The 12,596-nt window shown below is 62.7% G+C and carries 9 protein-coding genes and 1 pseudogene; 5 read left to right on the top strand and 5 right to left on the bottom strand.

Translation table 11 applies throughout. The annotated features are described in order from the left end of the window. Together JWP26_RS09500 and JWP26_RS09505 are read right to left on the bottom strand one after the other, a co-directional pair. On the bottom strand, positions 1-690 hold the full coding sequence (locus JWP26_RS09500) for a YafY family protein (protein WP_299726291.1): 690 nt from the start codon (positions 688-690) through the stop codon (positions 1-3). A gap of 78 nt (positions 691-768) precedes the next feature. Next, complete coding sequence (locus JWP26_RS09505) at positions 769-3,480, bottom strand: ribonuclease E/G (protein ID WP_299726294.1); 2,712 nt, start codon at positions 3,478-3,480, stop codon at positions 769-771. A gap of 610 nt (positions 3,481-4,090) precedes the next feature. On the opposite strand from JWP26_RS09505, the gene JWP26_RS09510 reads away from it, so the two are divergent. The 3 genes and pseudogenes from JWP26_RS09510 (at position 4,091) to JWP26_RS09520 (ending at position 8,540) form a co-directional block, all read left to right on the top strand. Beyond that, positions 4,091-5,326 carry an N-acetylmuramoyl-L-alanine amidase gene (locus tag JWP26_RS09510; protein WP_299726297.1) on the top strand — a complete coding sequence of 412 codons (1,236 nt, stop codon included), beginning with the start codon at positions 4,091-4,093 and terminating at the stop codon, positions 5,324-5,326. Positions 5,327-5,501: 175 nt separating this feature from the next. Beyond that, positions 5,502-7,847 (top strand): annotated as a pseudogene (locus JWP26_RS09515) (penicillin-binding protein 1A); the annotation flags it as partial. Positions 7,848-8,039: 192 nt separating this feature from the next. Then, positions 8,040-8,540, top strand: coding sequence for a peptide deformylase (locus JWP26_RS09520; protein WP_299726300.1), 501 nt, complete (start codon positions 8,040-8,042; stop codon positions 8,538-8,540). Between the two features lie 21 nt (positions 8,541-8,561). Here JWP26_RS09520 and JWP26_RS09525 read toward each other — a convergent pair whose 3' ends face one another. Further along, positions 8,562-9,038 carry a c-type cytochrome gene (locus JWP26_RS09525; RefSeq protein WP_299726303.1) on the bottom strand — a complete coding sequence of 159 codons (477 nt, stop codon included), beginning with the start codon at positions 9,036-9,038 and terminating at the stop codon, positions 8,562-8,564. A gap of 138 nt (positions 9,039-9,176) precedes the next feature. On the opposite strand from JWP26_RS09525, the gene prfB reads away from it, so the two are divergent. Further along, positions 9,177-10,299 (top strand): peptide chain release factor 2 gene (gene prfB / locus JWP26_RS09530; protein ID WP_299726306.1). Its coding sequence is split into 2 segments (ribosomal slippage): positions 9,177-9,245 and positions 9,247-10,299, totalling 1,122 coding nucleotides; the frame shifts between segments, so codons are not numbered across the junction. Between the two features lie 7 nt (positions 10,300-10,306). Beyond that, the gene (locus tag JWP26_RS09535; RefSeq protein WP_299726309.1) at positions 10,307-10,777 is read left to right on the top strand and encodes a GNAT family N-acetyltransferase; all 471 of its coding nucleotides are present in this window, start codon (positions 10,307-10,309) and stop codon (positions 10,775-10,777) included. Here the strand turns inward: JWP26_RS09535 and JWP26_RS09540 are convergent. Further along, the gene (locus JWP26_RS09540; RefSeq protein ID WP_299726312.1) at positions 10,774-11,922 is read right to left on the bottom strand and encodes a M23 family metallopeptidase; all 1,149 of its coding nucleotides are present in this window, start codon (positions 11,920-11,922) and stop codon (positions 10,774-10,776) included. The two genes, JWP26_RS09535 and JWP26_RS09540, sit on opposite strands and share 4 nt — an antisense overlap. A 71-nt stretch (positions 11,923-11,993) precedes the next feature. Then, positions 11,994-12,497 carry a peroxiredoxin gene (locus JWP26_RS09545; protein WP_299726315.1) on the bottom strand — a complete coding sequence of 168 codons (504 nt, stop codon included), beginning with the start codon at positions 12,495-12,497 and terminating at the stop codon, positions 11,994-11,996. Positions 12,498-12,596 lie beyond the last annotated feature (99 nt).

The following is a 12,596-nucleotide window of genomic DNA, read 5'->3' on the forward strand; positions in this document are numbered from 1 at the left end:
TCAGGTCGGCGGGATGTTCTGCGCCGCACGCCATTCCTTGAGCATCACGGCACGGCGGCGGGGATAGCGACCGTCCAGAACGTGAATGCTGGTGATGTGATCGACGCGGAAATTGCGAAAATCCTGCCGCAACTCGCACCAGCCGGCGACGATGCGGACACGATCGAAAAAGCCGATCAGGAACGGCCAAATCACGCGCCTGGATGCCGAGCCGTCCAGCGCGCGATAGGTGATGGCCAGTTTCTGCTCATTGCGGATGGCACTGCGAATCTCTGCGGGATCGGCGGGGCCGCTGGTGTCGCGATTGCGGGCGACCAGTAGATTGGTAGCCTCGGCGCGCTCGCGCAGTTCGGGCGGCAGCACGGCGGTGATCTTGCTCAGCGCCTGGCTGGCCGATTGGCTCAATCGCGCATCGCCATGCCCAGCAGCTACCCAGCGCGAGCCGAGCACGATCGCCTCGATCTCCTCGGTGGTGAACATCAGCGGCGGCAGCGTGAAACCGGGATGCAGGATATAGCCCAAGCCCGGTTCACCCCGGACATCGGCACCCTGGGCCTGCAGCGTGACAATGTCGCGATAGAGCGTGCGGATCGAAATGCCCAACTCCGCCGCCAGGTCCGGCCCGGTGACCGGCTGGGTGCGGTTGCGCAACAATTGCAGCAGATCGAGGAGGCGGGCGGTACGGGACATGAGGAACGATAGCAGGCTGTCGCGCCAATAGAAAAGGCGGCCGAAGCCGCCTTTTCAGTTCATTGCTATGGGACGGGCTTAGCCGAGGCCAAGCCGACGCTGCCACCATCCGCCCTTTTTCTTCTTGTCGGGCTCAGCGGTTTCTTCAGCGGCCGTTTCCGGTTTCGCCACCGTAGAGGACACGACGATCCCTTCGGGCGGCAGTTCCTTGCGGGCGCGCTTCGGCTTTTCAGCTTCGACGACCGGGGCTGCGGCTTCGACCACAACGGGTGACGGCGCTTCAACCGGGGCCGGGGCCTCGGCGACTGGTGCGGCCACCGTCTCGGCGGCTACAGCGTCGCTGGCTTCAACCTTGGCCTTGCGGGGAGCTCGCTTGCGCTTGGGCTTTTCGTCGTCGGCGGTAGCAGCTTCTGCCGGTACGGCTTCGACCGGAGCCGCTTCCGCCGGGGCGGACTCGGCCGTCTCTTCAACCTTTTTGCGGCGCGAACGCTTTGGCTTTTCGGCGACTACCGGCTCAGCGGCGACTTCTGGTGCATCTGCGGCGATGGCATCCTGGGCCAGCAGCACCTCGGCAACAGCCTCGGCCTGATCGGGGGCAAGACCGGTTTCGCCAGCCGGCGAGGGGGCCTTCTCGGCGCCATCGAGCTCGTCGCGACGATTGCGACGGCCACCACGACGGCCGCGACGGCGGCGCTTGCGCTCGCCCTCGGCTGCAGTCTCGGCGGCATCGGCGTCGGTAGGACGAGCGGAGCTTTCGTCCTCGTCGCCCTCTTCCTCGGACTCATCGCCCTCAGCTTCGACAGGTGTGGCCTGGACTGACTGCGGCGGACGCTGCTGGGCCGGACGCGGACCACCATTGTCATCACCACGTTCGCCCCCACGACGGCGACGACGACGGCGACGGCGCGACGGCTCGCCACCTTCCTCTTCGCCGGTCTCGGGCGTTGAAGTGACATTGGAAGCAACGGGCTTATCGTCCTGCTCTTCCTCGTCTTCCTCCACGTAGTCGTCATCGGCGCTGTCGTCGATGACAGCGCTGTCGACGCGGACGTGTTCGCTCACACGCTTGACGGTGTGGGAGATGACGCGGTCTTCGCCCTTTTCGATGGCGAACTGGTTGCCGGTCATCTTGCCGTCGGCGGTGATGGTGATGGAGAGCGTGTACTTGTCCTCCAGCGCCGTCAGGGTGTCGCGCTTGAAGTTGAGGATATAGAGCGCGACTTCCATCGGAATGCGCACATTGATCGACTGGCCGGCGCGGCGCAGAACATGATCTTCGACGTGGCGCATGACCATCAGGGCCAGCGACTCAACGGACCGCACCAGACCCGTGCCGTCGCAGATCGGGCACTTGTGGGTCGAGCTTTCGACGACACCAAAGCGGATGCGCTGGCGGCTCATTTCCATCAGGCCGAAATGGCTGATGCGGCCAACCTGGATGCGGGCGCGATCATCCTTGAGCGCGTCCTTGAGGCGGCGTTCCACGGCACGATTGCTGCGGTTCTCCACCATGTCGATGAAGTCGATGACGATCAGGCCGGCAAGGTCACGCAGGCGCAACTGGCGCGCCACTTCGTCGGATGCTTCCAGGTTGGTCTGGAGCGCGGTGTCCTCGATATTGTGCTCCTTGGTGGAGCGGCCCGAGTTCACGTCGATCGAAACCAGGGCTTCGGTCGGGTTGATGACGATATAGCCGCCCGAGGGTAGGGTGACCGTGGGCGAGAACATCGAATCGAGCTGGGTCTCGATGCCATACTTGGAGAACAGCGGCTGATCGTCCTTGTAGAGCTGCACGTTCTTGGCGTGGCTCGGCATGATCATGCGCATGAAGTCTTTGGCTTCGTTATAGGCATCGTCGCCCGCCACGAAGACTTCGTCGATTTCCTTGTTGTAGAGATCGCGAATGGTCCGCTTGATCAGCGAGCCTTCCTCATAGACGAGGCACGGCGCCTGGCTCTTGAGGGTCAGCGAGCGCACGTTTTCCCACAGGCGCATCAGATATTCGAAATCGCGCTTCACTTCGGCCTTGGTGCGCGAGGCACCGGCCGTGCGCAGGATCACGCCCATGCCCTGGGGCACTTCGAGATCACTGGTGATTTCCTTGAGGCGCTTGCGGTCGGCCACGTTGGTGATCTTGCGCGAAATGCCGCCGCCACGGGCGGTATTGGGCATCAGCACCGAATAGCGGCCAGCCAGCGACAGATAGGTGGTCAGAGCCGCGCCCTTATTGCCGCGCTCTTCCTTGACCACCTGCACCAGCATGACCTGGCGGCGCTTGATCACTTCCTGAATCTTGTAGTGACGGCGGTTCTGGCTCTGGCGGCGACGCTCGGGAACTTCCTCGAGAGCGTCCGCGCCACCGATTGATTCGACAGGCTCGGAATTGGCTGGTGCCTGCTCGATATGGCTGGCGCCTTCCATGTCCTGCGTGTCGGTTTCGGCGTCGGGTTCGGTCACGCCGGTCGGCAGCGAGATGTGCTCGTCGTCGTCGTGATTGTCCTCGGCCTCTTCATCGCGCAGCAGGGCTTCGCGGTCGGCAACCGGGATCTGATAGTAGTCCGGATGGATTTCGGAAAAGGCGAGGAAGCCGTGGCGATTGCCACCATATTCGACGAAGGCGGCCTGCAGCGACGGCTCTACGCGCGTAACCTTGGCGAGGTAGATATTGCCGCGCAACTGGCGGCGTTGGGCAGACTCGAAATCGAATTCTTCGAGCCGGTTACCCGCAGTGACGACAATCCGAGTCTCTTCCGGGTGGATGGCATCCACCAGCATTCTCTTGGTAGCCATAGAAATTTGCTCCGCGCGCTCGCGCGCCGACAGCCGGATTCCGGGAGGCCGAAATCCGCGCAGTGGCGCTGTGCGAGGCGAATGGTTTGAGGGGGGTGGCGCGCGAAACCATAACGGCGGGCGCACCGGTATTAAGGGTCAAGGCCGGAAAATGCAGCGTGGCAAAACGGCAATCAGTAATCTCGATCGCGTCGCGTTTTGTCCGCCTGCGGGCCATCTGACCTCTTCCAATTGGGCTGCAATTGCCTCTCACGCAGTGGCAGCCGTCCGGTTCACGAGGAACCGAAATTCTTGTTAGAGACGCAGGATTGCCGCTTCTGAACCGGATGGAGGGTTACTCTTCGACCCCGTCATCCGCCCACTTCCTGCCCCGATAAAACGGCCTTCGCCGCTTAAATTGGTTTGGCAAGAAGCTTGCGCCTCATCCACTAGCGTGTAGGGGTGTTGCAACAGATTGGCAACAGGAAAGTCAAAATCGACTATCCTGTGCGGTATCTACTGCCGGCGAATTGCGGGCTCATTAATTCTTGGCGTAACTGCGCCAACGCCGCAGATTCGCCGAATATCGATGCGACTGCGTCGCGTCTTACAGATAGGGATCGCGCGGCCCGTGTTCAACTTTCCTCGATTGATGGCGCTTGCCGTGATGTTGGCGCTGGTCCTGTCCGGCCCCGTCCGGGCCCAGGACGCCACCGTGCCCACGACCCTCCCCACCGTCATGGATGTGCGCGTATCGGCGACGCCCGAGCGGGCGCGGCTGGTGATCGACCTCGGCACGCAGACCCAATTTTCCCTGACCTCGCTCAGCGGCCCGGACCGGCTGGCGATCGATGTGCGGGCAGGGGCGATCACGCTCACCGCTCCTCAAGGCACGCCATCGGGCACCGGCATCGTGTCGGGCTATGCGGTGCAGCAGATCGGCGCTGATCGGGTGCGCACCACGCTGACGCTGTCCTCACCCTCGCAGGTGCAGCAAGCCTATGTGCTCGATCCGTTCGAGGACCAGCCCGCGCGGCTGGTGGTGGACATCATCCCGGCCACCCCCGAGCAGTTCGCCACAAATGTGAAGAACGACCTGACGGCGGCCTCCGGCGTGGTCGCGCCCAAGGTTGCCGATACCCCGACGCCGGCAGGCGGCTCGGAACTGCCGATTGCCACCAAACCCCTGGTGGTCATCGACCCCGGCCATGGCGGCATCGACAGCGGGGCGGAAACCGCATCGGGCATCAAGGAAAAGGCCATCGTACTGGCCTTTGGCCTGCGGCTGCAGCAATTGCTGGTCGCGTCGGGCCGGTTCGACGTGGCGCTGACCCGTGAGGACGATAGCTACCTCAAGCTCGAGGACCGCGTGGCGCTGGCGCGGACTAACAAGGCCGACCTGTTCGTCTCGATCCATGCCGACAGCTTCCAACAGCCTGAGATTCGCGGCGCCAGCGTCTATGTGCGCGACGAGAACGCCACCGACGTGCTCGACAAGGTGCTGGCCGATGGCGAGAACCGCTCGGACGTGGTCGCTGGCTACACCATGCCGCAAACCGCCCCTGAGGTTGTCGATATCCTGGTCGAACTGATGCGGCGCGAAATGCGGGTGCAGTCGTATACGGCGGCGCAGTCGATCGTGCACCAGTTGGAGCCCAGCGTCGAATTGCGTCGCTTCCCGGTGCGTCAGGCCGATTTCCTGGTACTGCAGGCGCCCGACGTGCCCTCGGTGCTGATCGAGCTTGGCTTTCTGTCCAATGCCGAGGACATGGCCAACCTGTTGGAAAACGGCTGGCAGGATCGCACCGCCGATGCCGTGGCGCGCGGGATTTCGCTCTACTTCGATAGCCTCAAGCCGCAAGAGTGATTGTGGCAATAAAGTCACCGGCAGTGCCAAGGGGTGATGTCCACGGCGCTGTGATCTACTTTTTCGCCACGCTCTGTTATGATTCTAGTGATTTCGACAGGGCGTTTGCGGCCGCTGCCGAGGCGAATTCAGATGCTGCGTCAGCCGCGTATGGGCGCGCAGGAGAGATTGTTTAATGCTTCGAATCGTCGGCTGGCTGTTTGGCTTCGCAACGTTCATGGCCCTGGCCGCCTTGTGCGTCAGCGGCGTTTATCTTGCGACCGTGGCCGCGCAATTGCCCGATTATACCGTGCTCAAGGATTACCAGCCGCCGGTGACGACGCGCGTGCACGCCGCCGATGGCACGCTGCTGGCCGAATATGCTCGTGAGCGCCGGCTATTCCAGCCAATCGAAACTGTGCCGCCACTGCTGATCCATGCCTTCCTCTCGGCCGAGGATAAGGACTTTTATAGCCATGGCGGTATTGCTGTTGATGGCATCATACGGGCCGTGCGCGACAACGTTCTGGCCCGCGTGGACGGCAACGCTGCGGTGCAGGGCGGCGGCTCGACCATCACCCAGCAGGTCGCGAAGAACTTCCTGCTGTCGAGCGAGCAGACCTGGGACCGCAAGATCCAGGAAGCAATCCTTGCTGTTCGCATTGAGTCGACGTTCTCCAAGGACAAAATTCTCGAGCTTTATCTCAATGAGATTTTTCTCGGCCTGAACTCCTATGGTGTGGCCGCGGCAGCGCTAAACTATTTCGACAAGGCGCTGTACCAATTGGACCTGGCCGAGGTGGCCTATATCGCGGCGCTACCTAAGGGGCCGAACAATTACCATCCATTCCGCCGCCCGCAGGCTGCCATCGAGCGCCGCAACTGGGTAATCGACCGCATGGTCGAAAATGGCTATGCCACGGTCGGCGAAGGCGAGGCCGCCAAGAGCGAACCGCTCAACGTGGTGCCGCGCGCTTCTGGCAGCCAGAACTATTCGGCCGAGTATTTCACTGAGGAAGTGCGCCGCGAACTGGCCAAGCTTTATGGCGAGGACCAGCTTTATGGTGGCGGCCTGTCGGTGCGCACCACGCTGGAACCCAAGCTGCAGGAATATGCCCGCCAGGCGCTGCAGGACGGCCTGATTGCCTATGACCACACCAAGGGTTTCCGTGAGCCGGTTGCCAGCATCGAGATCGGCGACGACTGGGGGCTGGATGTCGCCAAGATCAAACCACTGAGCGACGTGCCGGAATGGCAATTGGCTGTCGTGCTCGAAATGAACGGCAACGAGGCCAGGATCGGGCTGCGCCCGGGCGACGATGTCGACGGCAAGAGCCTGTCGGATCGCACCGTGGGCACGCTGAACGGCGGAGACGTCAAATGGGTCTCCAAGTCGCTGTCGCAAATCCTCAAGGTCGGCGACGTGGTCTACGTCTCGCCGATCGATGGCAGGGTTGGCAGCTACACGCTCCAGCAAGTGCCCGAAATCGAGGGCGCGCTGGTCGCAATGGACCCGCGCACCGGGCGTGTGCTGGCCATGGTCGGCGGCTTCTCGTTTGCCGAATCCGAGTTCAATCGCGCGACCCAGGCGCTGCGCCAGCCCGGCTCGTCGTTCAAGCCGATCGTCTATTCGGCGGCACTGGATAACGGCTACACCCCAGCCTCGGTGGTGCTCGATGCCCCGGTGGAAATCCGCAACAGCGACGGCAGTATCTGGCGGCCGGAGAACTATGCGCAGCAATTCTACGGTCCGCAGACCCTGCGTCGCGGCATCGAGTTGAGCCGTAACGTCATGACCGTGCGGCTGGCCAAGGACATCGGCATGCCGCTGGTGGCCAAATACGCCAAGATGTTCGGCGTCTACGACAGCATGCAGCCGGTGCTCGCCATGGCGCTTGGCGCTGGCGAAACCACCGATATGCGCATGACCGCTGCCTATTCGACGATTGCCAATGGCGGCCGCAAGATCGTGCCTACGCTGATCGATCGCATCCAGGATCGCTATGGCGTGACCGTTTACAAACATGACCAGCGCGTCTGCACCGGTTGCACCGCTACCAGTTGGGAGGGGCAGGGCGAGCCCACCATTACCGACACGCGCGAGCAGGTGCTCGACCCGATGACCGCCTACCAGATCACCTCGATGATGGAAGGCGTGGTGCAGCGCGGCACCGGCACCGGCGCGAAGTCGCTGAACCGCCCCGTCGCCGGCAAGACCGGCACCACCAATGACTACAAGGACGCCTGGTTCGTCGGCTTCACGCCCGAATTGGCCGTAGGCGTCTATATCGGCTACGACACGCCGCGTTCGATGGGCAGTTCCATCACCGGCGGCACCTATCCGGTGCGGGTGTTTACCGAATTCGTCGGCAATGCTCTCAAGGGCCAGCCAGCTACGCCCTTCAATGTGCCGCCAGGCATGACGGAGGACTGGATCAATTCCGCCTCGGGCGTGCAGGCGGTGGATGGCGATCATGCCGTGCTGGAGGCGTTCAAGCCTGGTACGGGGCCAAACCTGGCGACCTCGGTGATCGGCGTCGACGGCGGCGGCTACCTGGCGTCGACGAGCCCTGACGGCACCTTCCAGGACGGCGCCTATTCTGACGGGTCTTACCCCGTGAGCAGTCCTGGCCCCCGCAGCAACGGCTACTCGGTCGGCAACAACTATCCCGCCAATGGCGGACGTCCGGTGGACGCGGCCGACATGGTCAATGGCCGCGGCGGCTTCTAGAGCATGGCCGAATTCGTCCGCTATCCCGATCCGCGGCTGACGGCCAAGGCTGTCCCTCGCTCGATCGACGCCGCCTTGCGCGGCACGGCCGAGCGCCTGGTGGCAGCCGCCAGCGAGGTGCAGGCCTATGGCCTGGCGGCGGCCCATATCGGAGAAATCGAGCCGCTGGTTGTCATCAGCGTGGCCGCTGAAACGGCACAGCGGGATTACCAGGTGCTATTCAATCCGGAAATCATCGCTGCGGCCGAAAGCAGCCAAGCAGGTCCCGAAGGCTCGGTGTCGATGCCTGGCATCGAAGCGCCGATCGAGCGGCCGGTCTGGGTCGATGTCGCCTACGACACCGTTGATGGTGAGCGGATCACGACCCGGTTTGAAGGCTTTGTCGCCCGCTGTGCGCTGCACGAAATCGAGCAGATGAACGGCATTTTCTTCCTCAGCCGGCTGTCGCGGCTCAAGCGCGATACCGCGATCCGCAAATTCCAGAAGCTCGGCCGCACTCAATAGGCACGGCCGAGCCGTTTGCCACTATGGGGCCGGCATGGTCGGCGGCGCAAAGACGAGGAACGGGCTCTTTGGCGCCGTGCCGGGCGGCACATATTCTGGCGCCGGATCGCCCGGCTCGCCGAGCGAGACGATATACTGGTGCAGCGAACGCATTTCGGACTCGTCCAGCGCGTGCACGTTGTACCAGGGCATAGGCGGGCGGGCTTCGAACGTCGTCAGAAATTTCACAAAGTCATCTTCGCTGTACTTGGCAGCGATGATGCGCAAATTGGGGGCAAAAGTAGTGCCCCAAGGCCCCTGGTAGCCCACGGGATTGCCTTTAAGCGCCGTGGCTGGATCGATTACACCGCCAGCTTCGCCATAACCGACAGTGTGGCAGTCGTGGCAGCCACCGATCATCGCAATCCGCGCGCCCTTGGCAACCGAGACTTCACTGTCGTCCGCGACAGCAATACTTGCGGTCAGCCCAATAACAGCAACAACAATAGTGCGTAACATTTCCCTCTCCGTCCTCAACTCGGAGACTGCAAAGTGTCCCGCCTGCGACGATCTGGCAATACGCATTCCGATCCACCCAAAGGTTGATACCGCCACTCTCCTCGTCTACATGAGGGCAAGCACGAAGGACCTATTGCTATGCGGATGGAAATCGAAAAGACCGTGGCCGAAATCCAGCAGGTGTTGACCCTGCTGAGGAGGCATCTTTGACTGGGATACAGCCCAGCTACGCCTCGACGCGCTGAACGCGCAGACTGAATCACCTGACTTCTGGAATGATGCCGAGAAGGCCCGCGCCGCCATGCGCGAGCGCGACGAACTCGACATGGCCGTCAAGGCCGTGCGCAGCTTTGAAACCGGCATCGACGACAATATCGAACTGATCGAACTGGGCGAGGCCGACGGCGACGCCGAAATCGTCAAGGCGGCCGAGGAAGCGCTATTCGAACTGCGCGACCAGGCGCGCAGCCAGCAGATCGAAACGCTGCTCTCGGGCGAAGTCGACGCCAATGACTGCTATGTCGAAATCCATTCCGGCGCCGGCGGTACCGAAAGCCAGGACTGGGCCAATATGCTGCTGCGCATGTACACGCGCTGGGCGGAACGCCGGAAGATGAAGGTCGAAGTGCTCGAAATGCATGACGGCGAAGAAGCCGGCATCAAATCGGCCACCATCAAAGTCTCGGGCCACAATGCCTATGGCTGGCTCAAGACCGAGAGCGGCGTGCATCGCCTGGTTCGCATCAGCCCCTACGATTCGGCCGCGCGGCGCCATACCAGCTTTTCCAGTTGCTGGGTCTATCCGGTGGTCGACGATTCCATCGACATCGAAATCCGCGATGCCGACCTCAAGGTCGATACTTATCGCGCGTCCGGCGCCGGTGGGCAGCACGTCAACACGACGGACTCTGCAATCCGCATTACGCACGTGCCCTCGGGCATCATCGTGGCGTGCCAGCAGGAGCGAAGCCAGCACAAGAACCGTGCCACGGCCATGGCCATGCTGAAATCGCGCCTCTACGAGGCGGAATTGCAGAAGCGCGAAGAGGCGGCAAACGCCCAAGCGGCCAGCAAGACCGATATCGGCTGGGGCCACCAGATCCGTTCCTACGTGCTGCAGCCCTACCAGATGGTCAAGGACCTGCGCACCGGCATCGAAAGCAGCCAGCCGGCCGCGGTGCTGGACGGCGATGTCGACCAGTTCATGCAGGCGGCGCTGGCACAGCGCGTTGGCGTGGCGACGGACGTGGTCAGCGAGTAGCTGGCCTGTGCTGGTTGAAGCCACCGACGACCATTTCGCGGCGCTCATCGCGGGCGCCGCGCCACTTGGTTTGCAGGTTCCCGATGGCGGCGTCGAAGCGGTGGAAGTCCTGCAGATGTTGCAGGGCCTGGCCCAGAGCGTGCGGCAGGAAATCAGCCCGGCTAGTTGGCTGATCGTTGCCGATGGCGAAATCGTCGGTCTCTGCTCGATCACCAAGGCCTTCCCAACGCCTGGAACTGTAGAGATTGGCTACGGGCTGGCACAGACGCGTCGCGGGCGTGGGCACGCGGCAGCGGCTGTCGCCGAGCTGTTGGATTGGGCGCGATCCGAGAAGCGCGTCGCCGCGGTTGTCGCCGATACCGCCGTGGACAATCTGCCGTCGCAGCGCGTTCTGGAGAGAAACGGCTTCATTCGCGTGGGCGGACGGATCGACGCCGAAGACGGGCCACTGATCTGCTGGCGACGAGAGGTCGCCTAACTCAGCAAAGCCGATAGGCGCTTGCCGGCCTTGAGGAAATTGGCCGGATCGATTGCAGCGTCATTGCGGCGCACTTCGAAGTGCAGATGCGGGCCCGTCGAGCGGCCGGTGGAGCCGACCTTGGCGATTGGCGTGCCAGTGTGGACCACTTGGCCAACTTCGGACAGAAACGCCGACAGGTGCCCGTACCGTGTCACCAGTCCATTGGCGTGGGTGACTTCCACCGCGTTGCCATAGCCGGACATGGTGCCGACAAAGGTCACCGTGCCGTCGGCGGCGGCGGAGACGATCGAGCCGCTGGGAGCGGCGAAATCGAGGCCAGCATGGAAGGCGCGGCCGCCGCTGAACGGGTCGGTCCGGTTACCGAAGCTCGAACTCTGGCGGTATTGACCGGTGAGGGGCATATGCACCGGGGCTGAGGCAATGCTGTCGCGGGCCGCTTTGTAGCGCACCAGCGCGGACATGACCGCATTGGCATCCTCAATCATAGGGGAATCGGGCTCACCGGCCTGGGGCGGCAGCAGCGGGCCGCCCACGCCTTCATCGTCATCGGGCAATGCTACGTTGATGCCTATGCCCGAGAGCTCCGAGACGATGCCTTGCGTACGCTGGGTAGCGGCGTCGGCGATCGCGGTCATGGCGGTCTGCGTTTCACCCATCATCCGGTCCAGCGCTTGCGCGGTGGCGTCAATATCGGGATTGCCGCTTGGCAGCACTGGGCCGGCGTCGGCCAGATCGCCACTCGGCTTTTCGGCGGGCAGGGTGGCGGTATCGATACCCAGTTCGCCCGCCTTGTCGACCAGCACCTGTACCAGTTGGTGCTGTTCGGTCAGCACTTCCTGCTGCTGCGACAGCTCCTGCAATTGCAGGTTGATGTCGCCGGTCTGGGCAAAACTGCGCGAATGCAGCCGGTCCACCTCGACACGCAACTGCGCCACGCGATCCTCATAGGCCTCGACGACTTGCTCGGTCTGGCCGTTGTAGAGCCGCGAAATATCGGGGGCGAGCAGGAAGGCGGTCGCCGTCAGTGCATTGCCGGTCAGCAAGACCGCGAACATGCCGTAAAACAGAGCAGGGCGGATGCCAGGAGACTTCGGCGGCTTGGCGGGGGCGGCGCCGCGGGCAAAACTGGGCTGATGACGCACGCAACACACTCCGCGAGACCACAACTATGGTCAGCAAAGTATGAGCAAGTGTGGTTAACAAAGCGCCAATTCTAAGCCTTTTTGCCTTTCTTGGTGGCTTTTGGCGCATCCATAGCGTCGAGCGCCTCGAGCATCTTCTGGGCGTGTCCTATGATGCGCGTGGCGCGGATCGTGCGGGCAATACGGCCGTCGGCATCGATGATGAACGAGGTGCGGATCAAGCCCATGAATTCGCGACCATAGAGCTTCTTGAGCTGCCAGAGCCCAAAGGCTTCGATGGCCACACGGTCAGGGTCCGCCGCCAAAGGGACGACAAGCCCATACTTGGCGCGAAACTTGCGATGCGACTCCAGGTCATTGGGCGAAATGCCGACCAGCAGCGCACCGCGCTGAGCAAACTGTGCACTGAGCGCCGAGAATTCCTGGTTCTCGTTCACGCAACCGCCAGAATCGTCTTCGGGATAGAAATACAGTACCAGTCTATGGCCACGATGACCTGAGAGTGTGAAACTAGTCCCGTCGTCCAATGGGAGGCTGAAATCGGGAGCGAAGTCACCTTCCTGTGCGATACTCATGCTATTGTCCCCTCACAAACAGCACCCGCGTGAAATCGGGGTGTCGGTGCCATATTCCAGCCGGTATCATTGGGCAAGAGACCGCGCTGTGCGGTTGAT

The organism is Devosia sp., from assembly GCF_028290435.1.
Classification (GTDB): domain Bacteria; phylum Pseudomonadota; class Alphaproteobacteria; order Rhizobiales; family Devosiaceae; genus Devosia.

Coding starts and splice junctions, on each gene's coding strand:
- JWP26_RS09500 (WP_299726291.1), bottom strand. CDS start 690: ATGTCCCGTACCGCCCGCCTCCTCGATCTGCTGCAATTGTTGCGCAAC.
- JWP26_RS09505 (WP_299726294.1), bottom strand. CDS start 3,480: ATGGCTACCAAGAGAATGCTGGTGGATGCCATCCACCCGGAAGAGACT.
- JWP26_RS09520 (WP_299726300.1), top strand. CDS start 8,040: ATGGCCGAATTCGTCCGCTATCCCGATCCGCGGCTGACGGCCAAGGCT.
- JWP26_RS09525 (WP_299726303.1), bottom strand. CDS start 9,038: ATGTTACGCACTATTGTTGTTGCTGTTATTGGGCTGACCGCAAGTATT.
- JWP26_RS09545 (WP_299726315.1), bottom strand. CDS start 12,497: ATGAGTATCGCACAGGAAGGTGACTTCGCTCCCGATTTCAGCCTCCCA.